Annotated in this window: 26 protein-coding genes, 3 pseudogenes and 1 riboswitch; of the genes and pseudogenes, 20 read left to right on the forward strand and 9 right to left on the reverse strand. The window is 73.2% G+C overall.

Annotated features, from left to right (window positions below):
- Positions 1–234, forward strand: a pseudogene (locus tag ACFCY7_RS29965) (amino acid transporter); the annotation flags it as partial.
- A gap of 128 nt (positions 235–362) precedes the next feature.
- On the opposite strand, the gene ACFCY7_RS29970 reads toward ACFCY7_RS29965, so the two are convergent.
- A complete protein-coding gene (locus tag ACFCY7_RS29970; protein WP_376489187.1) occupies positions 363–731 on the reverse strand; it encodes an SAV_915 family protein in 369 nt (122 codons plus the stop codon).
- A 335-nt stretch (positions 732–1066) separates the two neighbouring features.
- The gene (locus tag ACFCY7_RS29975) at positions 1067–1558 is read right to left on the reverse strand and encodes a hypothetical protein (RefSeq protein ID WP_376489188.1); all 492 of its coding nucleotides are present in this window, start codon (positions 1556–1558) and stop codon (positions 1067–1069) included.
- A gap of 27 nt (positions 1559–1585) precedes the next feature.
- Here ACFCY7_RS29975 and ACFCY7_RS29980 point away from each other — a divergent pair, with 27 nt between their 5' ends.
- The 3 genes from ACFCY7_RS29980 (at position 1586) to ACFCY7_RS29990 (ending at position 3831) form a co-directional block, all read left to right on the forward strand.
- Entirely contained in the window at positions 1586–2056 is a 471-nt protein-coding gene (locus ACFCY7_RS29980) for a hypothetical protein (protein WP_376489189.1), read from the forward strand.
- 259 nt (positions 2057–2315) lie between these two features.
- Positions 2316–3029: an alpha/beta fold hydrolase gene (locus ACFCY7_RS29985; protein WP_376489190.1), complete on the forward strand. Its 714-nt coding sequence runs from the start codon at positions 2316–2318 to the stop codon at positions 3027–3029.
- Positions 3030–3204: 175 nt separating this feature from the next.
- On the forward strand, positions 3205–3831 hold the full coding sequence (locus ACFCY7_RS29990) for a multiprotein-bridging factor 1 family protein (RefSeq protein ID WP_376489191.1): 627 nt from the start codon (positions 3205–3207) through the stop codon (positions 3829–3831).
- A 40-nt stretch (positions 3832–3871) separates the two neighbouring features.
- Here ACFCY7_RS29990 and ACFCY7_RS29995 read toward each other — a convergent pair.
- A pseudogene (locus ACFCY7_RS29995) lies at positions 3872–4107 on the reverse strand (IS630 family transposase); the annotation flags it as partial.
- Between the two features lie 349 nt (positions 4108–4456).
- Here ACFCY7_RS29995 and dhaK point away from each other — a divergent pair.
- The 9 genes from dhaK (at position 4457) to ACFCY7_RS30040 (ending at position 12662) form a co-directional block, all read left to right on the forward strand.
- Complete coding sequence (dhaK, locus tag ACFCY7_RS30000) at positions 4457–5449, forward strand: dihydroxyacetone kinase subunit DhaK (protein WP_376489192.1); 993 nt, start codon at positions 4457–4459, stop codon at positions 5447–5449.
- Positions 5450–5529: 80 nt separating this feature from the next.
- Positions 5530–6150 carry a dihydroxyacetone kinase subunit DhaL gene (dhaL, locus tag ACFCY7_RS30005; protein WP_376489193.1) on the forward strand — a complete coding sequence of 207 codons (621 nt, stop codon included), beginning with the start codon at positions 5530–5532 and terminating at the stop codon, positions 6148–6150.
- 161 nt (positions 6151–6311) lie between these two features.
- Positions 6312–6698, forward strand: coding sequence for a PTS-dependent dihydroxyacetone kinase phosphotransferase subunit DhaM (locus tag ACFCY7_RS30010; RefSeq protein WP_376489210.1), 387 nt, complete (start codon positions 6312–6314; stop codon positions 6696–6698).
- A gap of 78 nt (positions 6699–6776) precedes the next feature.
- Positions 6777–6984: riboswitch (cobalamin riboswitch) on the forward strand.
- A 28-nt stretch (positions 6985–7012) separates the two neighbouring features.
- Positions 7013–7711, forward strand: a complete 699-nt coding sequence (locus ACFCY7_RS30015; RefSeq protein ID WP_376489194.1) for an energy-coupling factor ABC transporter permease — start codon at positions 7013–7015, stop codon at positions 7709–7711.
- Positions 7712–7719: 8 nt separating this feature from the next.
- Positions 7720–8187, forward strand: a complete 468-nt coding sequence (locus ACFCY7_RS30020; RefSeq protein WP_376489211.1) for an energy-coupling factor ABC transporter substrate-binding protein — start codon at positions 7720–7722, stop codon at positions 8185–8187.
- Positions 8188–8193: 6 nt separating this feature from the next.
- Positions 8194–8943, forward strand: coding sequence for a cobalt ECF transporter T component CbiQ (cbiQ, locus tag ACFCY7_RS30025; protein WP_376489195.1), 750 nt, complete (start codon positions 8194–8196; stop codon positions 8941–8943).
- A complete protein-coding gene (locus ACFCY7_RS30030) occupies positions 8940–9842 on the forward strand; it encodes an ATP-binding cassette domain-containing protein (protein WP_376489196.1) in 903 nt (300 codons plus the stop codon). Before cbiQ ends, ACFCY7_RS30030 begins: the two co-directional genes overlap by 4 nt.
- 221 nt (positions 9843–10063) lie before the next feature.
- Positions 10064–12079, forward strand: a complete 2016-nt coding sequence (locus tag ACFCY7_RS30035; RefSeq protein ID WP_376489197.1) for an FAD-dependent oxidoreductase — start codon at positions 10064–10066, stop codon at positions 12077–12079.
- Between the two features lie 46 nt (positions 12080–12125).
- Entirely contained in the window at positions 12126–12662 is a 537-nt protein-coding gene (locus ACFCY7_RS30040) for a PadR family transcriptional regulator (RefSeq protein WP_376489198.1), read from the forward strand.
- A gap of 145 nt (positions 12663–12807) precedes the next feature.
- Here the strand turns inward: ACFCY7_RS30040 and ACFCY7_RS30045 are convergent, their stop codons facing one another.
- Positions 12808–13197: a hypothetical protein gene (locus ACFCY7_RS30045; RefSeq protein WP_376489199.1), complete on the reverse strand. Its 390-nt coding sequence runs from the start codon at positions 13195–13197 to the stop codon at positions 12808–12810.
- A 184-nt stretch (positions 13198–13381) separates the two neighbouring features.
- Between ACFCY7_RS30045 and ACFCY7_RS30050 the strand changes: the two genes are divergently transcribed.
- Positions 13382–14773: an FAD-dependent oxidoreductase gene (locus ACFCY7_RS30050; protein ID WP_376489200.1), complete on the forward strand. Its 1392-nt coding sequence runs from the start codon at positions 13382–13384 to the stop codon at positions 14771–14773.
- Positions 14774–14844: 71 nt separating this feature from the next.
- On the opposite strand, the gene ACFCY7_RS30055 is transcribed toward ACFCY7_RS30050, so the two are convergent.
- Positions 14845–16185, reverse strand: coding sequence for a DUF2252 domain-containing protein (locus ACFCY7_RS30055; protein WP_376489201.1), 1341 nt, complete (start codon positions 16183–16185; stop codon positions 14845–14847).
- A 183-nt stretch (positions 16186–16368) separates the two neighbouring features.
- On the opposite strand from ACFCY7_RS30055, the gene ACFCY7_RS30060 reads away from it, so the two are divergent.
- Positions 16369–17133 carry a GntR family transcriptional regulator gene (locus tag ACFCY7_RS30060; RefSeq protein ID WP_376489202.1) on the forward strand — a complete coding sequence of 255 codons (765 nt, stop codon included), beginning with the start codon at positions 16369–16371 and terminating at the stop codon, positions 17131–17133.
- Positions 17134–17245: 112 nt separating this feature from the next.
- On the opposite strand, the gene ACFCY7_RS30065 is transcribed toward ACFCY7_RS30060, so the two are convergent.
- Positions 17246–18778, reverse strand: a complete 1533-nt coding sequence (locus ACFCY7_RS30065; protein WP_376489203.1) for an amino acid permease — start codon at positions 18776–18778, stop codon at positions 17246–17248.
- Positions 18779–18846: 68 nt separating this feature from the next.
- Positions 18847–19821 carry a hypothetical protein gene (locus ACFCY7_RS30070; protein ID WP_376489204.1) on the reverse strand — a complete coding sequence of 325 codons (975 nt, stop codon included), beginning with the start codon at positions 19819–19821 and terminating at the stop codon, positions 18847–18849.
- 302 nt (positions 19822–20123) lie between these two features.
- Between ACFCY7_RS30070 and ACFCY7_RS30075 the strand changes: the two genes are divergently transcribed.
- From ACFCY7_RS30075 to ACFCY7_RS30095, 5 genes are all read left to right on the forward strand, one after another.
- On the forward strand, positions 20124–21587 hold the full coding sequence (locus ACFCY7_RS30075; RefSeq protein ID WP_376489205.1) for an FGGY family carbohydrate kinase: 1464 nt from the start codon (positions 20124–20126) through the stop codon (positions 21585–21587).
- Positions 21587–23005, forward strand: a complete 1419-nt coding sequence (locus tag ACFCY7_RS30080) for an FAD-dependent oxidoreductase (RefSeq protein ID WP_376489206.1) — start codon at positions 21587–21589, stop codon at positions 23003–23005. Before ACFCY7_RS30075 ends, ACFCY7_RS30080 begins: the two co-directional genes overlap by 1 nt.
- A complete protein-coding gene (locus ACFCY7_RS30085) occupies positions 23002–24210 on the forward strand; it encodes an FAD-dependent oxidoreductase (RefSeq protein ID WP_376489207.1) in 1209 nt (402 codons plus the stop codon). The genes ACFCY7_RS30080 and ACFCY7_RS30085 overlap by 4 nt, the downstream gene beginning before the upstream one ends.
- Before the next feature lie 117 nt (positions 24211–24327).
- Positions 24328–24804, forward strand: coding sequence for an NUDIX domain-containing protein (locus ACFCY7_RS30090; protein ID WP_376489208.1), 477 nt, complete (start codon positions 24328–24330; stop codon positions 24802–24804).
- 62 nt (positions 24805–24866) lie between these two features.
- Entirely contained in the window at positions 24867–25112 is a 246-nt protein-coding gene (locus ACFCY7_RS30095) for a hypothetical protein (protein WP_376489209.1), read from the forward strand.
- Between the two features lie 82 nt (positions 25113–25194).
- Here the strand turns inward: ACFCY7_RS30095 and ACFCY7_RS30100 are convergent, their stop codons facing one another.
- Together ACFCY7_RS30100 and ACFCY7_RS30105 are read right to left on the reverse strand one after the other, a co-directional pair.
- The gene (locus tag ACFCY7_RS30100) at positions 25195–26400 is read right to left on the reverse strand and encodes a cytochrome P450 (RefSeq protein WP_376489212.1); all 1206 of its coding nucleotides are present in this window, start codon (positions 26398–26400) and stop codon (positions 25195–25197) included.
- Between the two features lie 106 nt (positions 26401–26506).
- A pseudogene (locus ACFCY7_RS30105) lies at positions 26507–26731 on the reverse strand (potassium transporter TrkA); the annotation flags it as partial.

Here is a 26731-nt window from a genome sequence, read left to right on the forward strand (position 1 = left end):
CTGACCGTCGAATCCTCCTCCGTGCCCAACGCGCTCGCCGCCCTCCTCCTCCACGCCCGCGACCTGACCGGCACCCGCCCCCACGTCTACTTCGAATGGACCGAGGGCAACCCCTTCGCCAACTTCCTCCGCTTCTTCCTCCTCGGCCAAGGCGAAGTCGCCCCCGTCACCCGCGAAGTCCTCCGCGAAGCCGAACCCGACCGGAACCTGCGCCCCCGCGTCCACGTCGGCTGACGCGCGGGGTCAGCCCGCGAGCCCCGTCGTGGCAGCCGCCGCGGCCAGTCCGGCCACACCGTCCGGGCCATGACCGCGCCCCGCCGGTTCGTCGTGGCGGAACCGGCGGGGCGTGGTGTGCAGCACGGTCAGGCGGTCCGGGCCGCCTGGCCGATTTCGCGGGCGGCCGGCCCCATCCGCGACGCAAGGGCGGAGGCCGAGGTACTGGTGACCGCGGGTGCGGTGAGCGTCGGGTCGACGGTCAGCAGCTCTGCGCCGAGCGGCGCGGCCAACGAGCGCAGGACCGGCTCCGAGAGCCGGATCCAAGGCTGCTCCGCGCCGAGTGTGGCGGTCAGCCTCTCCGCGGTGGTGAATCCGACGGCGGTACGGCTGCCCAGCGGCGTGCGGAAGAGGCGGACCGCCATCGCGCGTGTTCCCGGCCGGACCGGAACGTACAAGGGCCCGGCCGGGTCGGGTTCCTCGGGCTCGGGATCGTCGTCGTACTGGAAGAGGCACATGAGGCGCTCCTTGAGGAACCTCGAAACGGATGGACAGCTGCCGGTCGCGTAACCGCGATCCGGCACGGCTTCGAAGCTATGCCCGCGTCCCCACACGTCTCGCCGGCCCCTGACGGGATCTTGACGACCACCAGTCGTCTTCGTACGCATCCCTGACAGGCGTCAGCTGCCACCACAAGGACAGACCACGGCAGCGATGCCAAGGACTTGAGAGGGCCATAGGTCCTCTGCCGCCATGGAGAGGTCCTCGGGAAGATCCCCAGCCGGCTCCTGCTCGTCCGCCACGGTGTTCCCTTCCCGTTGCACTCCCTGGGCGGCCTCAACGTGCCGCTGCCTCACCTGCGCTCTTCGGCGAGCAGACGCACGAGCCGCTGCGCCGGCACGTCCTCACCGCTGCTCCCCGACGACAGCTGCCACGCGGCGAAGGCATCAAGGACCGCCTTGTGCGCTTGGTCCACCGAGACGTCCAGCCCGGCAGGTTCCTCGTCCGCGGTGTCGCGATCAGGCGAACAGTTCGGCGAGCATCTCGGGCTGATGGCGATGGGGGCCGGGCAGTGGGCGGGCGGCTGCGTGCCCATCAGCTCGCGCACCAGGAAGTCCCAGCAGCACTTGCGGACGTAGGCCAGGTGGTCGATGAACGTGCGCTCGGCGCCGGGGACGACGAGCAGTTCGAAGTCCTTACCCGCGGCGATGAGGCGGTCGGCCAGGCGCAGTGTGATCTCAGATCTTCCGCCGTCTGCTGCGCCGTTGTCGCAGGCTGCGACGACCTGGCCGTCTGCGCGTCCCGGTCCCGGCCCGGGATTGCCCGAACCTCGTGCCGTGTTCATGCCATCGGTGTGTCATAGTCGGACGTTGTGTGGACAACGCTTGCGCCGCTCATCGGCGTCCTGCTCGGCGGGCTCATGTCAATGCTGGCCCAGCGCTCGGCAGGACGCGCCTTGGAACGCGGCGAGGCGCGCCGCAATGTTCGTGAACTTGCCGAGGCGCGCCGCAACGAGCGTCTCACTCACCTCATCGAATTTCTGTCTGCGGTGCAGGAAGCTGAACGAGTCGCGGTGGATCGGTATCACCACAACCTGGCTGACGAGCAGTGGACGGCCAGGGCAAGGCAGGTCCTTGACAGGGTGTGGGTGATGCAGAAGACGATCCACGTACTGTGCACGTCCGAGGTCGGCGAAGCGGCACGTAGCCTCGCGTGGGCAGTACAGGAGGTGATCAGGAAGGGCCCCGAAGACCCGGGAGAGCCACAGGATGAGAAGGTCTGGGCGCACATACATCCGAGCCGACAGGCATTCCTTGATCTCGTGCGCGACCAGCTAAGCTGAACCCCGGGGAGGGATTCGGCAGCTGCCGTGAGCGGCCCGGGACAAGCAGCACCAGCTCCGGCCTCCATCGTGCGGCGAACGTCATCTACTTCGCCGGCTTCTCGAGGGATGCAAAGCCCGCCTTGGCGCAGGAGGCATGCATGTCCACGGGCCAGCAGCAGGCCGTCGAATGGCCCCTTGGCCCATCGACAAGCTGATCACGATCACTTCGGAATGACTCGTCTAGTGGATCGTCAGGCTGCCCGGCTACGGTGCGGGCATGGTGAATTTCGTGCTGGTTGCAGGTGCACGGCTCGGGGCGTGGGCGTGGGGCGACGTGGTGCCGTATCTGCGTGCGGCCGGCCACGGCGTCCATCCGTTGACGCTGTCCGGTCTTGCTGACAAGCGGGGTGTACCGGCGGGGCAAGCGACTCACGTCCAGGGCATCGTTGCCGAGGTGGAACGCCAGGGTCTGCGTGACGTAGTCCTGGTGGGTCACAGCTATTCGGGCATCCCGGTCGGTCAGGCCGCGGAGCGGATCGGTGACCGACTGGCCCGCGTGGTGTTCGTCGACTCAAGTGTTCCAACTGACGGCGAGTCGTTTGTCTCCGCCTGGCCGGACGGTGGGGCGGCAGTGGAGGCATCGATCGCCGAGAACGGAGGGTTCTGGCCGCTCGCGCCAGCTGCTCATTACGACGGCGAAGGTCTCACCGATGAGCAGATCGCACGCCTCGTGCGTGGCTCGACGCCTCACCCAGGTGCCACGCTGACCGAGCCCGCTGTGCTGGCGGGGCCGCTCGGTGAACTTCCGGCGACATACATCCTGTGCGTGATGCCGGGGGCCGAGCCAGACGACGCCGAGCCCGACGAAGATGTGGCCGAGCTGCTGAACAGCAAGCGCTGGCGGCTGGTCAAGATGGACACCGGCCATTGGCCGATGTTCTCCCAGCCGCGCGAGCTGGCGCAGATTCTCCTCGATGCTGCCGTGGAATGAGAGCACCTCCATGCCTGCGGGCTTGTTTTGGACGCGCTTGATGTGTGCTGGTCACAGCCATTCGCCGATGGCCACTGTGAGGACGGTCGCCTCGTAGCGGACCGATAGTGCCGCGTCAGCCAACGTTTGCCCGGTCTCGGCAGGTCGCTCTGTCGGCTGAGGGGAGAGTACGGACATGGGGATTGCCAACCGCATGCTGACGGTGGACGTGATCGCGGCGTTGACCTACTGGCCCGGCATCATCTGGGGAGGTCAGAAGAACCCTCCGGACCCGGTGGATCTCGCCGTCCTTCCCCCTTTCTTCAACGAAGTACTACAGGACCATCCCTGGTGGAACCGCGACTGGAAGGTCAGCCACGTCGAACCAGGTCTGCCCCTGGAGATCGGGAGTGATCGCCATGGTCACCCTTCCAGGTTCACTGAGGTGTCAGTGCCGGGCACGGTTGGTTCCGGCGGTGATGAGAGCCTGCCCTTCGTCGCGAAGGTCGGGTTTACGGATGACCGACTGATCCGATTTCAAGCCAAGATCGACGACGTGGTCCTCGGTCCTGCCGTTGCCCCTGCCGGTCGGCTGGAGCCACATCCGTTCGGGAGGGTGCTCACCGGGTTGATGGACCTGCGCGGGATTCCGGTCAAGAGGATGGCAAGGGAGACCGCACGTTCGATGTCCACCATCCACATGCTTCGCAGCGGAAGGCATAACCCGGAGCCGCTTCTCATCCAGGAGATCGCCAAGGTTCTGGGCATGTCCGAAGCAGACATCAGAGTCATCGCGGGACTCGACGACGGCAGTACGCAGTAACTGACAGGTGGCGGCATCACGATGTGGCGTTGGCGCTGCGTCAAGCGACGCCGGCTCTGTTGATCACGGTGGGGAGGCGCTTGTCGGCGGCGTGCCCGTTTCGCCGGATGTAGCGGCGGATCGTGCCGCCCTGAGCCTTGTGGGTGGGGTGGTCGGTGGTGTCCAGGCTGAAGTAGCGCAGGGCGGTGAACTGGGCCTTGATGCGGTTCAGCCAGGAGCTGTCGGTGGGCGTGTAGGCGAACTCGACGTGTTCACCTCGACCCAGTCGCCGACTCTGCCGCCTCCGCCCGGGCGGGAGTCATCCCGCCCAGGGCGCCTCCGCTGTCGACGGATGCTTCCTCCAGCCCACCGTGTCACCGGACGCCGACACTCCTGACCACTTCCACACCTGTGCGGGTACGCGGTCGGGCGTCGATAATTTCGCCATGCTGCGCACGTGCAAAGCCCATCGACACGAACCTGAACTGATCTATCGTCAGAAAAGTCGGCATGAGCTCAGCACCAGCACCACATAGAAGGGCCATTCCAGGCCGAGAACCGCCAAGATCCACAACTCTTCTCACCTACCCTGACCTGCAAAAACCCTACCCATCGGCTTGCCTGCTGGATTCATGAGGAGATACCCGTGAGGATGCTGATCAACGTTCCGGAGACCGTCGTCGCCGATGCGCTGCGGGGGATGGCGGCGGCGCATCCCGAGCTGACCGTGGACGTGGAGCGGCGGGTCGTGGTGCGGCGGGACGCGCCGGTGGCGGGGAAGGTGGCGTTGGTGTCCGGGGGCGGGTCGGGGCACGAGCCGTTGCACGGGGGGTTCGTGGGACCGGGGATGCTGGCGGCGGCGTGTCCCGGGGAGGTGTTCACGTCGCCGGTGCCCGATCAGATGGTGCGGGCCGCGGCGGCGGTGGACAGCGGGGCCGGGGTGTTGTTCGTCGTCAAGAACTACACCGGGGACGTGCTGAACTTCGAGATGGCGGCGGAGCTCGCGGAGGACGAGGGCATCCAGGTCGCGAAGGTGCTGGTCGACGACGACGTGGCGGTGACGGACAGTCTGTACACGGCGGGGCGGCGCGGGACCGGTGGCACCCTGTTCGTGGAGAAGATCGCGGGGGCGGCGGCCGAGGAGGGCGCGCCGCTGGAGCGGGTGGAGTCGATCGCCCGCCGGGTGAACGAGCGGTCGCGGTCCTTCGGCGTGGCGCTGAGCGCGTGCAGCACGCCCGCGAAGGGCAGTCCCACCTTCGACCTGCCGGACGGGGAGCTGGAGTTGGGCGTCGGCATCCACGGTGAGCCGGGCCGGGAGCGCCGGGCCATGATGACGTCGCGGGAGATCGCCGACTTCGCCGTGGACGCCGTCGTCGAGGACCTGGGTCCCACCGGTCCGGTGCTCGTGCTGGTCAACGGCATGGGCGGGACGCCGCTTCTGGAGCTGTACGGCTTCAACGCGGAGGTGCAGCGGGTGCTCGCCGAGCGGGGCGTGCCGGTGGCGCGGACGCTGGTCGGGAACTACGTGACCTCGCTCGACATGGCGGGCTGCTCGGTGTCGCTGTGCGAGGTGGACGACGAACTGCTGCGGCTGTGGGACGCGCCCGTGCAGACGCCCGCCCTGCGCTGGGGCCGGTGAGCCGGGCCGTGGGGACACCGGCGGACACGGGAACGGGCGAGGGAGAGGCAGTGGGCGAGGTAGTGGGAGTGGGAGAGGGCATGACGGAGACGTTCGGTGCGGAGTTCCTGGTGCGCTGGCTGGCCGCGGTCGCCGAGGCCGTGGAGCGCGAGGCGGACCGGCTGACCGAGCTTGACTCGGCGATCGGCGACGCCGACCACGGCGCCAACCTCAAGCGGGGATTCGCCGCCGTGGCCGAGACGCTGGCCAAGGAACCGCCGACGACACCCGGCGCCGTGCTCACCACCGCCGGACGGCAGCTGATCTCCACGGTCGGCGGCGCGTCGGGGCCCCTCTACGGAACGCTGCTGCGCCGCACCGGCAAGACCCTCGGCGAGGACGAGCGGTTCGACCGGACGCAGCTCGCCGAGGCGCTGGGTGCGGGCGTCGCCGCCGTGTCCCAGCTCGGCGGGGCTCAGGTGGGCGACAAGACGATGCTGGACGCACTGGTGCCGGCCGTGGAAGGCCTGCGGACCTCGTTCGGCGCGGCCTCCGCGGCCGCCGAGGAAGGTGCCCTCGGGACCGTACCCCTGCGGGCGCGCAAGGGCCGGGCGAGCTATCTCGGCGAACGGTCGGTCGGGCACCAGGATCCGGGGGCGACGTCGTCGGCGCTGCTGTTCTCGACGCTGGCCGCGACCGCGCGCACCGAGGGGGCGTCGTGAGCACGGCGACCGGCGGTTTCGACGGTTCGACGCCCGGCGCTTCGGCATCCACCGGCTCGGCACCCGGCGCGTCCGCGTCCGGCGGCTCGGCGTCCGGTGCCTCCGCGTCCGACGCCTCGACGTCCACCGGCTCGACGCCCGGCGCCTCCGCGTCCGTCGGCATCGTGCTCGTGTCGCACAGTGCGGCGGTCGCGGTGGCCGTGGCGGAGCTGGCGCGGGGGCTTGCGGGGGGCGGGGGGCTCGCGCCGGTGGCGGCGGCGGGGGGAACGCCGGACGGGGGGTTGGGGACGAGTTCGGAGTTGATCGCCGAGGCGGCGAAGGCGGTGGACCGGGGGGCGGGGGTGGCGCTCCTGGTCGATCTGGGGAGTGCGGTGCTCACGGTGAAGGCGCTGCTCGCCGAGGGGGACGAACTGCCCGCGGGTGCGCGGTTGGTGGACGCTCCGTTCGTCGAGGGCGCGGTCGCGGCGCTGGTGACGGCGAGCGCGGGTGGGGACCTCGACGCGGTGGTGGCGGCGGCCTCGGAGGCGTACGCGTACCGCAAGGAGTGAGCCCGCGCGGCGAGTGCGCGGAGTGACGGAGGGGGCGCGGCGGGTGGCGGCCGTGTTGTGATGCAGCAGGTCAACCCACTAATGTCGCAGGGCCTTGGTGTACGGGAAACCGGTGAAGTACCGGTGCGGCCCTCGCCACTGTGATCGGGAGGTCCGGCTCCACCCCCGCGGGGAACACCCTCGGGGAAGCCACTGGACCGCGGCGGGAGACCGTCGCGGTGTGGGAAGGCGGAGTCGGACGGCATGACCGTCAGCCAGGAGACCGGCCAGGGTGCGTTGTCCATCCACGAGGTGCTGGAGAGGGTCTCCCGACCATGCATATAGCCGAGGGGTATCTGCCCCCCGCTCACGCCGCCGCCTGGGGCGTCGCGGCCGCCCCGTTCGTCGTCCACGGGGTCCGCGCGCTGACCCGCGAGGTGCGGTCCAACCCCGAGTCCACGCTGCTGCTCGGCGCCTCCGGCGCCTTCACGTTCGTCCTGTCCGCGCTCAAACTGCCCTCGGTGACGGGGAGTTGTTCCCATCCGACCGGTACGGGTCTGGGGGCGATCCTGTTCCGGCCGCCGATCATGGCGGTCCTCGGCACGATCACCCTGCTGTTCCAGGCGCTGCTGCTCGCCCACGGCGGCCTGACCACGCTCGGCGCCAACGCCTTCTCGATGGCGGTCGTCGGGCCGTGGGCGGGGTACGGGACGTACCGGCTGCTGCGCCGGTTCGGTACGCCGCTGATGGTCGCCGTGTTCTTCGGCGCGTTCGTCGCCGACCTGTCCACGTACTGCGTCACGAGCGTGCAGCTGGCGCTCGCGTTCCCGGACGCCGGTACGGGAGTGCCGGGCGCGCTGGCCAAGTTCGGCGGGATCTTCGCGGTGACGCAGATTCCGCTGGCGGTGAGCGAGGGCCTGCTCACGGTGCTCGTGATGCGGCTGCTCAGCCAGTCGAGCAAGGGCGAGCTGACCCGGCTGGGTGTCCTCCCCCGGCCGCGGACCGCGCTCGACAAGGAGGCGGCCGCGCGATGAGCGTCAAGATCAGCCGTAACGCGAGGATCAACGGACTGCTGCTGCTCGTCGTCGTCGCGCTCGCGGTGCTGCCGCTCGCGCTGGGTCTCGGCGACCACAAGGAGCAGCCGTTCAGCGGGTCCGACGGGGAGGCCGAGACGGCCATCACCGAACTCGATCCCGACTACAAGCCCTGGTTCAGCCCCCTGTACGAGCCGCCGTCCGGCGAGATCGAGTCGGCGCTCTTCGCGCTCCAGGCGGCCCTGGGCGCCGGTGTCCTGGCGTACTACTTCGGCCTGCGGCGCGGCCGCCGGCAGGGGGAGGCGCGGGCCGCGGCGGCCATGGCCGAGGCGGAAGGAGCGGTGGCGCACGGAGCCGCAGCGGACGGAGCGGCAGCGGACGGAGCGGCAGCGGACGGAGCGGCGGCGGACGGAGCGGCGGCGGACGAGGGCGGCACGGGGGCCGCTGCCCGGCCCGTCGACGGGCGGGACGCGTAGTCGCCGATGCTGCCCATCGACGCGGCGGCGCACAGCAGTCGCTGGCGCTCCCGCCATCCTGCCGAGAAGGCGCTGCTCGGTTTCGGTCTGACGCTGTGCGCGGTGGCTCTGCCGCCGTGGCCGGGCGCGGTGCTGGTGGCCGCGGTGACGCTCGGGGTGCTCCTCGGGCCGGCCGGCGTGCCGGGCCGTCAGCTGTGGCGGGCGTTTCGCGTTCCGCTCGGGTTCTGCGTCACGGGCGCGGTCCCCCTGCTGTTCGAGGTGGGCGGGGCGCGGGGCATCGTGGCACTGGCGCCCGGGGGCCCGGCGCACGCGGGCGGGCTGCTGCTGCGGACCGCGTCGGCCTCGCTCGGGGTGCTGCTGTTCGCGTTCACGACGCCGGTGTCCGACGTGCTTCCCCGGCTGGTCCGGGCAGGGGTGCCGGCGCCGGTGGTGGACGTGGCGCTCGTGATGTACCGGATCATCTTCCTGCTGCTCGACTCGCTGTCCAGGATCCGGCAGGCCCAGGCGGCCCGGCTGGGGCACACCACCCGGGCCGCGACCTGGCGTTCGCTCGCGGGGCTCGGCGCCACCACGTTCGTCCGGGCCTTCGACCGGGCGCAGCGCCTGCAGTCGGGGCTCGCCGGGCGGGGCTACGACGGGACGCTGCGGGTGCTCGTGCCCGCGTGCGGGATCTCCCGCCGGTTCCTCGCGGCGACGGCCGTGCTGCTCGGGGGGCTCGTCGCCCTCACCTTCGTACTGGAAAGGCTCCTTCCGTGACGTCTCAGAACACGACGACGCCTCAGAACGCGACGACGCCCCGGGGCGCGGAGCCCGTCGTGGAGCTGGTGGGTGCGGGGTTCGCCTACGAGGACGGGCCGGCCGTCCTGTCGGGGGTGGACTTCGCGGTGGCGCAGGGGCGGGCCGTCGCGCTCCTCGGCCGCAACGGCAGCGGCAAGACGACGCTGCTGCGGCTGCTGAGCGGCGGGCTGCGGTGCGGGAGCGGGTCACTGCTCCTGGACGGTGCGGAGGTGGCGTACGACCGCCGGGGGCTGACCCGGCTGCGGACCACCGTGCAGCTCGTGGTGCAGGACCCGGACGACCAGCTGTTCGCGGCCTCGGTCGGCCAGGACGTGTCGTTCGGGCCGATGAACCTGGGGCTGCCCGAGGAGGAGGTGCGGCTCCGGGTGCGCGAGGCGCTGGAGGCGCTGGACATCGTGGCGCTCGCGGACCGGCCGACGCACCTGCTGTCGTACGGGCAGCGCAAGCGGGCCGCCATCGCCGGCGCCGTGGCGATGCGGCCCCGGGTCCTGATCATGGACGAGCCGACGGCCGGCCTCGATCCGCACGGGCAGGAGATGCTCCTCGACGCCCTCGGGCGGCTCCGCGCGTCGGGCACGACCGTGGTGATGGCGACGCACGACGTCGACCTGGCGTTGCGCTGGGCCGACGAGGCGGCGGTCCTCGCTCCCTCCGGTCTCCGCACGGGGCCGGTCGCCGAGCTCCTCGCCGACGACGCCCTGCTCGCGGACGCCAGGCTCCGCCGGCCCTGGGGGACCGCCGTGGCCCGCCTCCTGCGCGCGCGGGGCCTGCTCGCCCCGGACGCCCCGGAGCCCCGGACGCCGGAGGACCTGGACGCCTGGGTCGGGGCACACGCGGTGGGCGGCTCGCCTTCCTGAGCGGCGGCACCAGTGGTCACCGAGCGGTCCCCGTGGCTGCCAAGCAGCACCCGTGGTTGCCGAGCAGCCCCTGTGGTTGCCAAGTAGCCCCCGCGGTCACGAGCAGCCCCCGTGGTTACCGAGTAGTAGACGTCACGTCCCGAATCTTCTGCAACTAGTTGCATAACGAGAGGGGGTCCCCTAGAACTGAGGTCGACGATCCTGCGCGAGGAGGCGCCCCCATGACCCCGTACCCGCACCTGCTGAGCCCGCTCGACCTCGGGTTCACGACCCTGCCCAACCGGGTGATCATGGGTTCGATGCACGTCGGCCTCGAGGAGACCGAGCACGGCTTCGAGCGCATGGCCGCCTTCTACGCGGAGCGGGCCAAGGGCGGCGCCGGCCTGATCGTCACCGGCGGCATCGCGCCCAACGAGGCCGGGCGGCCGTGGGACGGCGGGGCCAAGCTGACCACCGCCGATGAGGTCGCCGAGCACCGCCTGATCACCGACGCCGTGCACGCCGAGGGCGGCCGGATCGCGATGCAGATCCTGCACTTCGGCCGGTACGCCTACCACCCCGGCCTGGTCGGCCCCAGCGCGCTCAAGGCGCCGATCAGCCCCTTCGTACCGAACGAGCTGACCGACGCCGAGGTCGAGCAGACCGTCGAGGACTACGCCCGCTGCGCCGAGCTGGCCAAGGAGGCCGGCTACGACGGCGTCGAGGTCATGGGCTCCGAGGGCTACCTGATCAACGAGTTCATCGCGGCCGCCACCAACCAGCGCACCGACCGTTGGGGCGGCACCTACGAGAACCGCGTCCGCTTCCCCCTGGAGATCGTCCGGCGGATCCGCGAGCGGGTCGGCGAGGACTTCATCCTCGTCTACCGCCTGTCCATGCTGGACCTCGTCCCCGGCGGCTCCACCCTGGAGGAGGTCGTCCAGCTCGCCAAGGAGATCGAGGCCGCGGGCGCGACGATCATCAACACCGGCATCGGCTGGCACGAGGCGCGCATCCCCACCATCGCCACCTCGGTGCCGCGCGGCGCGTACACCTGGGTGACCAAGAAGCTGATGGGCGCGGTCTCCGTGCCGCTGGTCACCAGCAACCGCATCAACACGCCCGAGGTCGCCGAGGAGATCCTCGCCGACGGCCGCGCCGACCTCGTGTCGCTGGCCCGGCCGTTCCTCGCCGACCCCGCCTTCGTCGCCAAGGCGGCCGCCGACCGCGCCGACACCATCAACACCTGCATCGGCTGCAACCAGGCCTGCCTGGACCACACCTTCAACCTGAAGATCACGTCCTGCCTGGTCAACCCGCGTGCCTGCCACGAGACCGAGCTCGTCCTCTCCCCCACCCGCCTCGCCAAGCGCGTCGCCGTCGTCGGCGCCGGCCCGGCCGGTCTCGCCTGCGCGGTGTCGGCGGCCGAGCGCGGCCACGCCGTCACCCTCTTCGACGCCTCCGCCGAGATCGGCGGCCAGCTCAACGTCGCCAAGCAGGTGCCCGGCAAGGAGGAGTTCGACGAGACGCTCCGCTACTTCCGCGTCCAGCTCGCCGAGCGCGGCGTCGACGTCCGGCTGAACACCCCGGTCGCCGCGGGCGACCTGGACGGCTACGACGAGGTCGTCGTCGCCACCGGTGTCTCCCCCCGCACGCCCGCCATCGCGGGCGTCGACCACCCCAGCGTCGTCAGCTACCTCGACGTGCTGCGCGACGGTGCGCCCGTCGGCGACCGGGTCGCGATCATCGGCGCGGGCGGCATCGGCTTCGACGTCGCCGAGTACCTGACGGACGGCGGCGAGGGCGCGAGCCAGGACCCCGAGACGTACTTCCGCCAGTGGGGCGTCGACACCTCCTACGAGAACCGCGGCGGCCTGCGCACGCCCGAGCGCAACGCTCCGCCCCGCCAGGTGCACCTCCTCCAGCGCAAGACCTCCAAGGTCGGCGCGGGACTCGGCAAGACGACCGGCTGGATCCACCGCACCGAACTCAAGCACCGGGGCGTCACCATGGTCGCCGGCGTCTCCTACGACCGGATCGACGACGAGGGCCTGCACCTCACCATCGACGGCGAGCAGCAGCTCCTGCCCGTCGACACCGTCGTCCTCTGCTCCGGACAGGAGCCGAAGCGGGACCTGTACGACGCGCTGGTCGCGGCGGGCCGCACCCCGCACCTGATCGGCGGCGCCGACGTGGCCGCCGAGCTGGACGCGAAGCGCGCCATCGACCAGGGCACCCGCCTCGCGGCCACCCTGTGACGCCCGCTCCGTGATCACCGTGGCCGGCCGAACCTAGGATGCGAGCATGTCCCTCCCGCACGCGATCCTCACCGCGCTGCTCGAAAAGCCGTCCTCCGGCCTCGAACTGACGCGCCGCTTCGACAAGTCGATCGGCTACTTCTGGTCGGCCACGCACCAGCAGATCTACCGCGAGCTCGGCAAACTGGAGCGGGCGGGGCACATCCGCGCCCTGCCCGCCCCGGTGCCCGCGCGGGGGCAGAAGAAGGAGTACGAGGTGCTCCCCGCGGGCCGGGCCGAGCTGAGCACCTGGGTCGCCCGCGCGGAGGACCCCAAGCCCATGCGGGCCGCCCTCCTCCTCCGCATGCGCGCCGCCGCCGTCGTCGGCGCCCCCGGACTCCGCGCCGAACTCCGGCGCCACCTCGACCTGCACCGCCGGCAGTTGGACGAGTACCTCGCCATCGAGACCCGCGACTTCCCCACCGACCGCCGCCGCACCGAACCCGACCGCCTCCGCCACCTCGTCCTGCGCGGCGGCATCGACATGGAGCGCTTCTGGGTCCAGTGGCTCACCAGCGCCCTCACGGAGCTCGACGAGGCGTGACGCGTCGGGGGACCGCAAGGGCGGGGCGGGGGCAGGACGGGAGGAACCCGGGCGGGGGCCGGGCGCGGCACGACCGGTCCCCTGCCTTCGCCGACTGTTCCAGGCCCTGCCCTGCGGGCAGACGGCGCTGCTTTCCGGACAGGACCTAGGCGAGCCAGAGCGCGTCACGCCGGTGACGCGTCGGTGGGACGTCCACGGTGTCCGGGGCCGTGCGGGCGATCGTCGCGCCGGTGCCGTTCACCAGACGCGTGAGCGTCCGCATCCGGGTGCGCAGCCGCTGCCGCGCCCTGCGCTCGTCCCGCGCCGACCAGCGCGCGACGGACCGGTCCTGCCGGAAGCGGGGCCAGGTGTAGAGGTCGACGGCCCGGCGGACGGCCTCGGGCCGGGGTCTGGTGTGTTCCCGCGCCGCCTCGGCGAGGCGTTCGGCGCTGTACCTGAGGTCCCGGACGACCGCGGAACACCAGGGGTCGCCCCGGAGCCGGTCGTCCGGAAAGGGGCGGCGTGAAACGGGGATGTGATGGGCGGTGCGTGACATACGGCTCCGTAGGTGACGACCGCCAGGGATCTCCTGGCAGCTACCTGAAGCCGGTGGGACCGATGGGGCGTTCGGATGCCATGGACCCAGCCTACGGGTCCGGGGCGGGGCCGGGCGGGGGCGACGGGGACGGTGGGGGCGTGGATACTGGGGAGTTCTGGTTCCGGGAGAGGAAAGGGCGGGTATGACCGACGACTTGGGGCACCGGGGGACGCGTCATGCGGTGGTCATCGGGGGGAGTCTCGCTGGGCTGCTCGCGGCACGGGTGCTTGCGGAGCACGCGGAGCGGGTGACGGTGGTGGAGCGCGACCGGTATCCGGAGGGGCAGGAGGCGCGGTCGGGGGTGCCGCAGGGACGGCACCTGCACGTGCTGATCGCGGGCGGGCAGCGGGCGCTCGACGAGCTGCTGCCGGGGTTCATGGCGGAGCTGGGGGAGCTGGGGGCGCCGAAGGTGGGCGTGCCCGAGGACATGGTGCAGTGGCAGAACGGCCAGTGGTTCCGCCGGACGCCCGCCACCGCGCACTTCTACACCGGTCCGCGGCCCCAGCTGGAGTGGCTGGTGCGGCAGCGGGTGCTCGCCGATCCGCGGATCGAGCTGGTCGAGGGCACCGAGACGGTGGGCCTGACCGGTGACTCCTCGCGCGTGACGGGCGTACGGCTGCGCGAGCGCGGCGCGGGGGCGGACAAGGAGACCCGCGTCCTGGAGGCCGATCTGGTGGTGGACGCCTCGGGGCGGTCCACGAAGGCCGCCGACTGGCTGGCGGGGATCGGCGCGGAGGCTCCGCACGAGGAGACCCTCGACACCGGTCTCGCGTACGCCACCCGGGTCTACCGCTCGCCCGCCGACGTCCCGGGCACGGACGCGGTCGGCTACTACCTGGTGCCCAACCCCGCGCAGGTGTACGGCGGTGTCGTGCTGCCGCTCGGCGACGGCCGGCACCTGGTGACGCTGTCCGGGCTGCGCGGCGACGAACCGCCCACCGAGGAGGGCGCGTTCGAGGAGTACGCGAAGCGGCTGCCGCATCCGGTGATCAGCGACTGGCTGGCGCGGGCCGAGCCGGAATCGCCGGTGTACGGCTTCCGCAAGACCGCCAACATCCGCCGCCGGTACGACCGCCCGGGCCGCCGGCCGGCCGGTTTCCTGGCCACCGGTGACGCGCTCTGCGCGTTCAACCCGATCTACGGGCAGGGCATGGCCGTCGCCGCGATGAGCGCGGTGGCGCTGCGCCGGGCGCTCACCGACCCGAAGCGCACGCCGACCACCCACCAGGTGCAGCGCGCCCTGTTCGACGCGTCGAAGCAGGCCTGGGACATCTCGGCGGGTGCCGACAAGAAGATGCCCGGCGCCACCGGCGACGCGGCGCGCCCGGGGCCGGCGGACAAGGCGGTCGGCTGGTACCTGCGCCGGGTCCAGGAGCGGGCGGCGGGCGACCCGGTCGTCGGGGCGCCGTTCCGCGCGGCGCTCACGCTGACCGCCCCGCTGACGGCCCTGTTCGCGCCGGCGGTGGCGCGGGCGGTGCTGTTCGGTCCGGTCCGGGACACTCCGGCGGAGCCGCCGCTGCGCCGCGACGCGTAGGGCCGTTCGGGTGAGGGGCCGCCACCTCCGGTGATACGGGGGTGGCGGTCCCTCGCCTCCGTCGCGGCCGGTCAGGCGACCGGGGCCGCCGTGATCATGCCGGCGGCGATGGCCGCGCCGAGGCTCGCGTAGTCGTCGGCGTTCTGGCCGGCGTAGGCGACGGAGAAGTCGGCGACGGCGCGGTCGAAGACGTCGGTGGAGCCGAGGTAGGAGGCGATGGCGATGCGGTCGCCGGAGCGGGCGTGGGCGCGGGCGAGGGCCCGGCCGCAGAGCCGCGCGTAGTCCCGCAGGGTGCCGGGGGACATGGTCTCGACCTCGGCCGAGCCCTTCATGTCCCGCAGCTGGCGCCAGTAGAAGTGGCGTTGCTGGGGGCCGGTCATCCAGCCGAGGAAGATGTCGCTCGCGGCCTGGATGAGGCGCTGTCCGGAGACGACGCGGTGGCCCTGGTGGTCGTATGCGGAGGGCGCGAGGTACGGCTCGAGGACGGAGGTGCCCGCTTCCTTGATCTGGAGGACGAGCGGGTCGGAGGCGTCGCGTCCTTCGAGGAGGAGGACGAAGCAGCGGGTGCCGACGCTGCCGACTCCGACGACCTTGCGGGCCGCGTCCACGTAGCGGTAGCGGTCGAGGAGGACGCGCCGGTCCTCGGCGAGGGAGCTGCGGTAGTCGCTGAAGATCTTGCCGAGGGTGACCCGGTCGATGTCGGTGACCCGTTCGAGGAGGGGCGGGTCCTCGATGAAGCGCCGACTGCCGGTGCCGTCCGTCTCGGTGAGTTTGCCGAGGGCCTGGAGGCTGGTGCGGCGGCGGGCGCGGGCGAGCCGGTCGGTGACGCGGGCCTGTTCGCCGTGGCGGACCAGGGACAGCACGTCGTCGGCGGCGATCCGCTCGTACCAGACGGGGAGTTCGCCGAGCTCGGCGAGGCGGCGCATGGTCGTGCGGTAGGACTCGACGGCCACGAGGGCGGCGCGGTGGGCCTTGGGCTTGGCGCTGCCGTTCTGGAGGGCGGCGACGGTGACGCTGGCGGCGAGCCTCTTGACGTCCCATTCGAAGGGGCCGGGGAGGGTCTCGTCGAAGTCGTTCACGTCGAAGAGCAGCGTCCGTTCGGGTGAGGCGTAGACGCCGAAGTTGAGCAGGTGGGCGTCGCCGCACAGCTGGACGGTGAGTCCGGTGTGGCGCTGGGCGCCGAGGTCCGCGGCCATGACGGAGGCGGCGCCGCGGAGGAAGGCGAAGGGGGAGGCGGCCATCCTGCCGTACCGGAGGGGGGCGAGGTCGGTCAGCCGGTCCACGGCCTCGCGCTCCAGGACCTGCACCGGGTCGGGGCGCTGGGAGCTGGGTATCCAGCGGCCGTGGGACGAGCGGGACACCCGCTTGCGGGCCGCCTTGCCCAGTGCGGCGCGCTCCGACGGTGTAGTCATCCGGCCCCACCCCCTTCTTCCGCCGCAGCGGTCTCGTGCCTGTCACCTGCTTCCCCATTACAAGGCGCGGTGCGCCTTTCGGCCACTCTGCAGGGCCGCCCTAGCGAAATGGTTTAGACCAATGATAGGAATTGATCACCCACACGACCCATGCGGTCACGCTGAGCGAAGAGAGGGTTGAACATGGCCGAGCCCGAATCCGAGGCGGCGGCGGAACCGCCGCTCTATCTCCGGGTCGCCGCCGCCCTGCGCGAGGACCTCGCCCAACGGCACATCTCCCCCGGCAGCCGGCTCCCGTCGGAGCGATCCCTGGTCCAGCGCTACCACGTCAACCGGCAGACGGTACGCAGCGCGCTCCAGCTCCTCAGGGACGAGCGGCTCGTGGTCACCGACCGGCGCGGGACGTTCGCTGCCGGCGCGGGCGACACGACCGCGGCCGAACCGGCGGGGCCCGCCCTGACGGCCCGTCGGCCGACCTTCCCGGGCGGCCCCCGCGCGGCCGAGGCGCTGGTGCGGGCCTCGCTGACCTGGGAGCCGCCGCCCACTCCGCTGGCGCCCCGCCTGCTCCTCGCCCCCGGCGAGCCGACCCTCGTCCACCGGCACCAGGTGCTCGGGCCGCACGGGTCGGCCCTCCAGCGCGCGGTGTCGTGGTTCTCCCGGCCGGCGCTCACCGAGATTCCCCAACTGGCCCGCTACCGGCGGGGCCGGGACTGCCACCGGCAGCCCGACCTGCGCCTGCTCTACCACTGGATGCACCAGGCGGGGCTGCGGATCACCCACCGGGAGTCGGTCGGCATGCCGCCGGGTCCCACCACGACGACGGCCGGCGGCGCGGCCCGGCTGCTCGTCCACCGGGTGGTCAGCGACCAGCACGGGCACGCCCTGGAGATCACGGACATCGACTTCTCGGCCCAGTCGGCGCCTTGGACCTACGAGTTCAGCGCCTGACCCCGCACGCGCGCGTGCCCCGTGATCCGCGTCGGCGGGTCACGGGGCACGGGCGCGTGCGGGCCCGGACACGGGCGGGAGCGGGGGGTCTCCCGCCGGGTGCCGCAGGGTCCTAGACGATGCCCTCCGCGATCTCCGCCTCCTCGCGGGCCGTCCCGTACGCCGTCGGCGTGCCGTACGAGCGGCGGGCCACGTACCACCAGACGCTGGCCAGGACGAGGACGACGGCGAGCGCGATCACCGCGTAGTTCATGCTGTCGACGGTGACCGGGGACTTCTGCGGCAGGCAGAAGAGGACGGTCACGACGGCGACCCAGACGACGGCGGTCCAGCCGATCGGCTTGCTCCAGCGGCCCAGGCTCCAGGGCCCCGGGACGAAGCGGTCGCCCGCGCGCAGCCGCAGGTAGATCGGGATGGCGTAGGCGGGTGTGATGCCGATGACGTTGATCGCGGTGACGGCGCCGTACGCGGTGGCGGAGTAGAGCGAGGGGACGGCGAGCAGCGCGGCCACGGCGACCGCGAGCCAGACGGCGGGGACCGGGGTCTGGGTGTGGCCGCTGACCTTCCGCCAGAGCGCCGAGCCGGGGAGGGCGTTGTCGCGGCTGAAGGCGAAGACCATGCGGCTGGCGGCGGCGACCTCGGCGTTGCCGCAGAAGAGCTGGGCGACGATGACGACGAGCAGCAGGGCGGTGGCGGCGCCGGAGCCGAGCGCGTCGAGGAGGATCTGGGCGGGCGGGACGCCGGTGTCGCTGGCCTGGGTGGCGGCGTAGTCCTGGATGGCGAAGCTCAGTCCGGCGAGGAGCGCGAAGCCGGCGATCCACGAGACCCAGATGGCCCGCACGATGCCCTTGGCGGCGGTGACGGAGGCGTTGGACGTCTCCTCGGAGAGGTGGGCCGAGGCGTCGTAGCCGGAGAAGGTGTACTGGGCGAGGAGCAGGCCGATGGCGGCGACGTAGAAGGGGTTGGCCCAGCCGGTGTCGTTGACGAACTCGGTGAAGACGAAGCCGACGGACTGGTGGCGGTCGGGGACGAACGCGAGGGCGCCGACGATGAGCGCCACACCGGCGAGGTGCCACCACACGCTGACCGAGTTGAGCACGCTGACGAGGCGGACGCCGAACAGGTTCAGGACGGCGTGCAGCAGCAGGATCGCGAGGAAGATCAGGAAGGTGGAGCCGGCGGTGGGTTCGAAGCCCCACTGGAGGTTGAGGAAGGCGCCGGTGAACAGGGCGGCGCCGTAGTCGATGCCGGCGATGGCCCCGAGGAGGCCGAGCAGGTTCAGCCAGCCGGTGTACCAGCCCCAGCGGCGGCCGCCGAGCCGGTCCGCCATGTAGTAGAGCGCGCCCGAGGTCGGGTAGGCACTGGTCACCTCGGCGAGGGCGAGGCCCACGCACAGCACGAACAGGCCGACGCCGACCCAGCCCCAGAGCATGACGGCGGGGCCGCCGGTGCCCATGCCGAAGCCGTAGAGGGTCATGCAGCCGGAGAGGACCGAGATGACGGAGAAGCTGATCGCGAAGTTGCCGAAGCCGCCCATCCGGCGGGCGAGGACGGGCTGGTAGCCGAGTTCTCTCAGCCGCGCCTCCTCGTCGTGGACGGCGGGTGGTTCGTGTATCGCTTCGGCGGGGACTGCGGTGCGGGACATGGGTACCTCCGGGGGGGGGACGGGCGGTGAGCGGGGTGGGGCGTACGCGGTGGGGCGCCGGGCCGGGTTCAGTCGGCGAGACAGCGGGCGCGGGCGCGCAGGAAGACCTCTTCGGCCAGGTCGCGGTCGTCCGGGCGGGCGGTCCGGTAGGCCCACGGAAGCGTCGTGTAGTACGGGCCGAGCGCCTCGAAGACCCGGGCCGCGTCGGGGAAGCGGAGGGCGCCGAAGAGGGCGTGGGCCAGGTGGTTGAGGTCGAGCAGCGAGGCCTCGTCGGTGGCGCAGAAGAGGAACCAGTCGTCGAGCGCGCGGCGGGCGTCGCGTATGGCGTCCTCGGCGACCCAGTGGAGGTCGAGGGCGCGCTCGTGGCCGCGCTCGCGGCGGTACCGCTCGACGCGCACGTAGAGCGGGAGCGCGTGCAGGGCCGAGCCGACGGGGGCGGCCGACGCGGCCCAGTGGGAGTAGTTGACGGCCTCGGAGAGCGGTCCGGAGCGGCGGGCGTAGACGAACTGGAGCATGCGGTGGTGCGCTTCGCGGTTGTACGGGTCGCGCTTCTCGGCTTCGGCGAGCAGGCCCCAGGGGCCGGGCGGCAGCATGGGGGCGGGCGGGGTGAGCCGGTGTTCGGCCATGCGCTGGCGCTCGTCGAGGGCGGCGAGGGCGATGAGGCCCACCCAGGGCACCGGGTCGGCGGGGGACCGTTCGGCGGCGTCGCGGCAGGCGGTCCAGGCCTCCTGCCAGAGTTCCCTGGTGCGGGCGTGGCCGGCGCGGTGGGCGCGGACGGCCCGCTCGACGGTCACGCGGCTGTGCATCACGGCGGCGGCGGTGCTCTCGGGCTGTTCGGCGCGCCAGGTGTGGACGACGTCGGTGCCGGCGGCGACGGCGGCGAGCACCTGGGTGCGGCGGGTCCAGCCGTCCCAGCCGGTGGTCTCGTCGAGCAGTCGGGCCATGGCCACCCAGCGGCCGGTGCGTAAGTCCTGGACGGCGTTGCGCAGGGCGTGGTCGTGGCCCGCGGGGTGGTAGACGGGCCGGAAGCCGTGCGCGGCCATCAGGGGGTGGGGCGTGGTGTGGATGACATGGGTCCTCGGTGGCTGGAGGGGGTGGTCAGTCCCCCGGCGGGTGTCCCGGCCGTTGATCGGCGATCACTATAGAGGGCGATGGATGCGACCGGTCCACTTTCTTTCGGGACAGTAACTATCAGGCCAACGACTGAATTTGACTTACTGTCAGGTAGATCGACGGACCTGACGGGAACGGCCGCCGAGGCTTGACGCCGGACCGCCGCGACGGCACCCTGACCCCTTTCGGTGATCGGATGATCACCGTGCGGTCCAGGGACGGGAGCAGCACGATGACAGGCGGCCCGGTACTCGCCGTCGACCAGGGGACGTCGGGCACGAAGGCCCTCGTCCTCTGCCCCGAGCGCGGCGTCATCGGCAGCGGCACGGCGCCGGTCAGGCCCCGCTACCTGCCGGGCGGGCTCGTCGAGGTCGACCCGCGTGAGCTGTACGACTCGGTGGTCGCCGCCGGCCGGGCGGCGCTCGCCGAGGCGGGCACCCCCGTCGAGGCGGTGGGCCTCGCCAACCAGGGCGAGACCGTGCTCGCCTGGGACCCGGCCACCGGCGAACCCCTCACCGACGCACTGGTGTGGCAGGACCGCAGGGCCGCCGAGGTCTGCGCCGGACTCGACGCGCACGCCGAGCGGCTGCGGCACCTGACGGGCCTCCCGGTGGACCCCTACTTCGCCGCGCCGAAGATGGCCTGGATCCGCCGCCACGCCACCGGCGCGGGCGTCGTCACCACCAGCGACTCCTGGCTCGTCCACCGCCTCACGGGCGCGTTCGTCACCGACGCGGCGACCGCCGGACGGACCGGACTCCTCGATCTCGACACGGTCTCCTGGTCGGACGCCGCGCTCGACCTGTACGGGCTCGGCGGCGAGCGGCTGCCCCGGGTGGTGGACTGCGACACCCCGGCCGGCACCACCACGGCGTTCGGTCCGCCGCTGCCGCTCACCGGCCTCCTGGTGGACCAGCAGGCGGCCCTGCTCGCCCAGAGCGCCGACGACCCGGCCGCCGCCAAGTGCACCTACGGGACCGGGGCCTTCCTGCTCGCGCAGACCGGGCCCCTGCCCGTGCGGCCCTCCTCCGGCCTGGTCGGCTGTGTCGCCTGGCGGCTCGGCGGCCGGGTGACCCACTGCCTGGACGGGCAGGTGTACACGGTCGCCTCGGCCGTCCGCTGGCTCACCGACCTGGGAGTGATCGCCGGGGCCGAGGAGCTCGACGCGGTCGGCGGCGCCGTACCGGACACCGGCGGCGTCACCTTCGTGCCCGCGTTCGCGGGGCTCGCCGCGCCCTGGTGGCGCGGTGACGTCCGCGGCTCGCTCACCGGGCTCGGCCTCGACACCGGGCCCGGCCACCTGGTCCGCGCCCTGTGCGAGGGGATCGCCGCCCAGGTCGTGGAGCTGGCCTCGGCCGCCGCCGCGGACCGGGGCGCGCCGCCCTCCGCACTGCGCGCCGACGGCGGCCTGACCCGATCGGCGCTGCTGATGCAGACCCAGGCCGATCTGCTGCAACTCCCCGTCGAGGTCTCCTCGTCACCCGACGCCACGGCCCTCGGAGTGGGCGCGGTCGCCAGGCTCGGACGCCACCCGGGGCTCACCCTCCGCGAGGCCGTGCCGGCGTGGAAGCCCGCGGCCGTGTACGAACCGCGGATCTCGGGCGACGAGGCGGCCGCGCGGCTCACCCGGTTCCGTACGGAGGTGTCGGCGCTGGTCGCGCGTACCGGAGGCGGCGACGCCCCGGGGGCGGTCTGATGGGCGTCACGCGCACGGGTCCGCTGCCGGCCGGCCCGGCCGCGGCGTACGACGTCGTGGTCGTCGGCGCCGGGGTCGTCGGCTGCGCCGTCGCCCGCGCGCTCGCCCGCCATCCGCTGCGGGTCGCGCTGGTGGAGGCCGCGAACGACGTCGGCGACGGCACGTCGAAGGCCAACACCGCCATCCTGCACACCGGTTTCGACGCGGCACCCGGCACCCTGGAGGCGCGGCTGGTCCGCGAGGGGCACCGGCTGCTCGACGCCTACGCGCGGGAGGCGGGCATCCCCGTGGAGCCGCTGGGCGCGCTGCTCGTCGCCTGGGACGAGCGGCAGCGCGCCACCCTCCCCCGCCTGGCGGAGAAGGCGGAACGCAACGGCCACCGCACGACCCGCCTCCTGACGGCAGCGGAACTCGCCGTGCGGGAGCCGCACTTGGGCGACGGCGCGCTCGCGGCGCTCGAAGTGCCCGGCGAGTCCGTCATCTGCCCGTGGACGACGACCCTGGCGTACGCGACACAGGCCGTCCGCTCCGGGGTGGACCTGCATCTGAACTGCCGGGTGGAGAAGGTGCGTCCGGGCGACACCCACCACCGGCTCGTCACCCGGCGGGGAGTGCTCCGCGCCCGCCACCTCGTCAACGCCTGCGGGCTGCACGCCGACGGCTTCGACGCGCTGCTCGGGCGCGCCGACTTCACCGTCACCCCCCGCAGGGGACAGCTCCTCGTCTTCGACAAGTTCGCCCGCGACCTCGTCCGGCACATCCTGCTCCCGGTCCCCGGCCCCCTCGGCAAGGGCGTGCTCGTCTCGCCGACCGTGTACGGGAACGTGATGCTCGGGCCCACCGCCGAGGACCTGGACGACAAGACCGCCACCGGCACGACGGCCGAGGGGCTCTCCGGGCTGCGCGAGCAGGGCGGCCGGATCCTCCCCGCGCTCCTCGACGAGGAGGTCACGGCCGTCTACGCGGGCCTGCGGGCGGCCACCGGCCAGGAGGACTACCGGATCGCCGCCCACCCGGCGCTGCGGTACGTGACGGTGGGCGGGATCCGCTCCACCGGGCTCACCGCGTCCCTCGCCATCGCCGACCACGTGCTCGGGCTCCTCGCCGACTGCGGGCTCGACCCGGGTCCCGAGCGGCCCCTCGCCCCGGTCCGCATGCCGAACATCGGCGAGGCCTTCCCCCGGCCGTACCGCGACGCCGGACTCATCGCCCGCGACCCGGAGTTCGGGGCGATCGTGTGCCACTGCGAGCGGGTGACCCGCGGCGAGGTGCGGGCCGCGTTCGCCTCCACCATCCCGCCGGCGGGGCCGGACGGACTGCGCCGCAGGACCCGGGCCCGCGGCGGGCGCTGCCAGGGCAACTTCTGCGGCGCGGAACTGAACGCGCTGAGCCGGGAGTACGAGGAGGGCGCCAGGTGACCCGTACCGTCGACGTGCTCGTGGTGGGCGCGGGACCCGCCGGGCTCGCCGCGGCCGCCGGCCTCGCGGCGGCGGGCGCGGGCCGGGTCGAGGTGCTGGAACGGGAGCCGGCCGCGGGCGGGGTCCCCCGGCACTGCGTCCGGCCGGGGTTCGGCGCGGACGCCCTCGGCCACCCCCTGGACGGCCCCGCGTACGCGCGGCGCGCGGTGCGGGCGGCGCTACGGGCCGGCGCCACCGTCCGTACCGGCGTCTCGGCCACCGGCTGGGCCGGGCCGCTGACCCTGGACGTCACCGCCCCGAGCGGTCCGGAGCGGATCCGGGCCCGCACGGTCGTCCTGGCGACGGGGGCCCGCGAACGGCCGCGCAGCGCCCGGCTGGTGCCCGGGTCGCGGCCCGCCGGGGTCCTGACCACCGGCGAGCTCCAGCGGACGGTCGCCCGCTTCGGCGCACGGGGCGGACACGTCGGGCGGCGGGCGGTGGTCGTCGGCGGCGACCCGGTGGCCCGGCACGCGGTCCGTACGCTGCGGGAGGCAGGCGTCGCGGTGGCCGCGGTGGTCGGCGCGCCGCCCGGGACCGCCGGGGCCTTCGGGGCCGCCGTGCCGGTGCTCGCCGGCGCGGTCGTGACCGAACTGATCGGACGCGGCCGGCTGACCGGTGTCGCGGTCCGCGGGGAGGACGGGCGGACGACCGTGCTGCGGTGCGACACCGTGGTGTTCACCGGCGACTGGATCCCCGACCACGAGCTGGTCAGGTTCCTCGGGCTGCCGCTCGCACCGGGCACCCGGGGCCCCCTGACGGACGGTGGCCTCCGTACCGCCGAGCCCGGCGTCTTCGCCGTCGGCAACCTCCTCCACGGCGGGGAGCCGGCCCAGCGGGCCGCCGCCGAGGGCCGCGCCGTGACCGGCGCCGTCCTCGCCCGGCTCGCCGGCCGGCCCTGGCCCGCCGGCGGGGTTCCGGTGGTGACGGCCGGGCCCCTGCGGTGGGTGACGCCCGGACTCCTCGGCCCGGAGGCCGTCCCCCTGCTCGTACGGGCGGAGCGGCGGCTCGTGCGACCGGTCGTGACCGTCCACCAGGACGGCGTCCCCCTGAGGCGGGAGCGGGTCGCGGGGACGCTGGTCCCCTGGCGTTCGGTGCGGCTCGGTGACCGGTGGACCGGCGGCGTCGACCGCGCGGGCGGTCCCGTGGTGGTCGCCGCCGAGGAGTGAGAGCCGGACCGTCCGGGGCCGGGACGGCCGGGACCGGGACGGCCGGGACCGGGACGGCCGGGACCGGGACGGCCGGCGGGGCTGCGCCGGCGGGGGCGTTCGGCCACACTGGGCCCCATGCCGGACACACGCAGCGCGGGTCTCCTGGTCTTCCGCCGCACGGAGGGCGAGGGCGTCGAGGTACTCATCGGTCATATGGGCGGGCCCTTCTGGGAGTCCCGCGAGGAGGAGGCCTGGTCGATCCCGAAGGGGCAGTACGGGCCCGACGAGACCGCCGAGGACGCCGCGCGGCGGGAGTTCCGGGAGGAGCTGGGGCTCGCGGCCCCGGACGGCGACTGGGTCCCGCTCGGGGAGGCCCGGCAGCGCAGCGGAAAGCTCGTCACCGTCTGGGCCGTCGAGGGCGATCTCGATCCCGCGCGGGTCGTGCCGGGCACCTTCACCATGGAATGGCCGCCCCGGTCCGGCGTCACGGCCGAGTTCCCGGAGATCGACCGGGTGGGCTGGTTCGCCCCGGAGGCCGCCGCCCCCCTGCTCGTGACGGGTCAGCGGGTCTTCCTCGATCGACTCCGCGACCACCTCGGCGGGCGGGGCTGAGGCCGATTGTCAGACCCGTGCGAGAGGGTGGTGAGCGCCGAACTGTCGAGAGGGAGCCCGACATGACCACGTTCACCGCAACCGAGCGCGCGGCGGCCCAGGCGTACCTGCGGCTGCTCGAGTCCACCCAGGCCGTGCTGACCGACCCGCAGCTCGCCCCGTACGCGGGACTGATGCTCACCCATCCCATGGCGGAGGCGGACGAGGCGCTCCGCGCCGCCGGCCTCTCCGGGAACGAGGACCGCCTGTTGCGGCTCGTCTCCTCCCTGCGGGCGTCCCCCGTGACCACGTGGGGGCGCACCGGCTGAACCGGCGCGCCCGCGGTCACGGGGAGGGACCGGGAGCCACCCCTGGGTGGGGGCGCGTACGTCCGGCGGGGGGCGTGGACCGTCAGGCCCCGGGGCGGACCGGGAGGGCGCGGACGCTGTTGCCGACGAAGCCCGCGTGGCGGGTCAGCTCGTCCTCCGGGAGGGCCAGGTCGAGGTCCGGGAAGCGGGTGAACAGCGCTTCCAGGGCGATCTCGGCCTCCATGCGGGCGAGCGGGGCGCCCAGGCAGTAGTGGGGGCCGTGGCCGAGCGAGAGGTGCTTCACCGTCGGCGTGCGGGTGATGTCGAAGCGGTCGGCGTCCGGGCCGTGGGCCTTCGTGTCGCGGCCGGCCGCCGAGTACCCGGCGAGCACCGGGGTGCCCCGGGGGATGACGGTGCCGTCGACGGTGAGGTCACGGGTGGGGTAGCGGAACGGGAAGGCGCTGACCGGGCTGTCCCAGCGGAGGGTCTCCTCCACGACGTCCGCCCACCCGGCGCGGCCTTCGAGGACGAGGGCGAGCTGGTCGCGGTGGGCGCAGAGGGCCCGGACCGCGTTCGTCACGAGGTTCAGGGTGGTCTCGTGGCCCGCAATGATCATCAGGACCAGGGTGCCGATGAGCTCGGGCTGGCTCAGCCGGTCGCCGCCCTCGTCCCGGGCCGCGATGAGGGCGCTGATCAGGTCGTCGCCGGGGGCGGCGGCCTTCGCCGCGGCGATGGATCCCAGGAGTTCGGCGAGCTCGCGGTTGGTGGCGACGGCCTCCTCGGGCCCGGTGTCGGTGGCGACGACGAGGCTGGACAGACGGTGCAGCCGGTCCTGGTGGACCGGGTCGACGCCGAGGAGTTCGCAGATGACGCCGAGCGGCAGCGGGAGCGCGTAGTGGCGGCGCAGGTCCGCGACGCCGTCGGCGGCACGGGCGGCCTCGGCGAGTCCGTCGAGCAGTCCGGCGGTGACCGCCTCCACGCGCGGGCGGAGCTCCTCGACCCGGCGGGCCGTGAAGGCGCTGCTGACCAGGGTCCGCAGCCGGCGGTGGTCGGCCCCGTCGGCGGTGGTCATGCCCGGCACCGTGGCGAACGTGAGCAGCGGCCAGCCTTCGGGTATGCGGCCCTCGGCGAGCGCGGTGAAGTGGTGCGGGGCCTTGGCGACGTCGGGGTGGGTGAGGAAGTCCCGCAGGGCGTCGTGGCCGAGCACCGCCATGCCCTCGATCTCACCGGGCAGGATCACCGGGGTCACGGCGCCCTCGGCGAGCAGCCGGGCGTTCGCCGCGTGCGGGCAGCCGCCCGACGTGTCCATGCGGTACGGGGCGCGGCCCGCGGCGGCGCTGTGCGGTGTGTTCAAGGAAGGGACTCCTGACTCCGGAGGCGGGCCGGTTCGGCACGCGAGCGGTCAGATCCTACGGTCAACCCGCCTCCGTTCGTACGGAGTTGTCCGCCCCTTCGCCCTGGCCCCGCGGGCCGTTCCGGGCGCCCCTGCCCAGGAGTTCGGCCAGGCCGCGGCGGGTGGCGGCCACGACGACCCGGTCGCCGGGGACGAGGACCCGCTCGGGGTGGAGGCGCCAGCCCCTCTCCGGGTCCGCGCCGCCGGTGCGGGACGCGGCACCGGCGGCGCCGTCGAGGGCGATGAC

Origin of the sequence: Streptomyces sp. NPDC056361, from assembly GCF_042262805.1 — a bacterium.
In the GTDB taxonomy this organism is placed as follows: domain Bacteria; phylum Actinomycetota; class Actinomycetes; order Streptomycetales; family Streptomycetaceae; genus Streptomyces.

Bases quoted from the DNA above. Each gene is read 5' to 3' on its own strand.
- ACFCY7_RS30065 (WP_376489203.1), bottom strand. From the start codon at position 18,778: ATGTCCCGCACCGCAGTCCCCGCCGAAGCGATACACGAACCACCCGCC.
- ACFCY7_RS30015 (WP_376489194.1), top strand. From the start codon at position 7,013: ATGCATATAGCCGAGGGGTATCTGCCCCCCGCTCACGCCGCCGCCTGG.
- dhaL (WP_376489193.1), top strand. From the start codon at position 5,530: ATGACGGAGACGTTCGGTGCGGAGTTCCTGGTGCGCTGGCTGGCCGCG.
- ACFCY7_RS30075 (WP_376489205.1), top strand. From the start codon at position 20,124: ATGACAGGCGGCCCGGTACTCGCCGTCGACCAGGGGACGTCGGGCACG.
- ACFCY7_RS29985 (WP_376489190.1), top strand. From the start codon at position 2,316: ATGGTGAATTTCGTGCTGGTTGCAGGTGCACGGCTCGGGGCGTGGGCG.
- ACFCY7_RS30035 (WP_376489197.1), top strand. From the start codon at position 10,064: ATGACCCCGTACCCGCACCTGCTGAGCCCGCTCGACCTCGGGTTCACG.
- ACFCY7_RS30090 (WP_376489208.1), top strand. From the start codon at position 24,328: ATGCCGGACACACGCAGCGCGGGTCTCCTGGTCTTCCGCCGCACGGAG.
- ACFCY7_RS30045 (WP_376489199.1), bottom strand. From the start codon at position 13,197: ATGTCACGCACCGCCCATCACATCCCCGTTTCACGCCGCCCCTTTCCG.
- cbiQ (WP_376489195.1), top strand. From the start codon at position 8,194: ATGCTGCCCATCGACGCGGCGGCGCACAGCAGTCGCTGGCGCTCCCGC.
- ACFCY7_RS30095 (WP_376489209.1), top strand. From the start codon at position 24,867: ATGACCACGTTCACCGCAACCGAGCGCGCGGCGGCCCAGGCGTACCTG.
- ACFCY7_RS30060 (WP_376489202.1), top strand. From the start codon at position 16,369: ATGGCCGAGCCCGAATCCGAGGCGGCGGCGGAACCGCCGCTCTATCTC.
- ACFCY7_RS30100 (WP_376489212.1), bottom strand. From the start codon at position 26,400: ATGGACACGTCGGGCGGCTGCCCGCACGCGGCGAACGCCCGGCTGCTC.
- ACFCY7_RS30050 (WP_376489200.1), top strand. From the start codon at position 13,382: ATGACCGACGACTTGGGGCACCGGGGGACGCGTCATGCGGTGGTCATC.
- ACFCY7_RS29990 (WP_376489191.1), top strand. From the start codon at position 3,205: ATGGGGATTGCCAACCGCATGCTGACGGTGGACGTGATCGCGGCGTTG.
- ACFCY7_RS29975 (WP_376489188.1), bottom strand. From the start codon at position 1,558: ATGAACACGGCACGAGGTTCGGGCAATCCCGGGCCGGGACCGGGACGC.
- ACFCY7_RS30040 (WP_376489198.1), top strand. From the start codon at position 12,126: ATGTCCCTCCCGCACGCGATCCTCACCGCGCTGCTCGAAAAGCCGTCC.
- ACFCY7_RS30070 (WP_376489204.1), bottom strand. From the start codon at position 19,821: ATGGCCGCGCACGGCTTCCGGCCCGTCTACCACCCCGCGGGCCACGAC.
- ACFCY7_RS30055 (WP_376489201.1), bottom strand. From the start codon at position 16,185: ATGACTACACCGTCGGAGCGCGCCGCACTGGGCAAGGCGGCCCGCAAG.
- ACFCY7_RS30080 (WP_376489206.1), top strand. From the start codon at position 21,587: ATGGGCGTCACGCGCACGGGTCCGCTGCCGGCCGGCCCGGCCGCGGCG.
- ACFCY7_RS29970 (WP_376489187.1), bottom strand. From the start codon at position 731: ATGTGCCTCTTCCAGTACGACGACGATCCCGAGCCCGAGGAACCCGAC.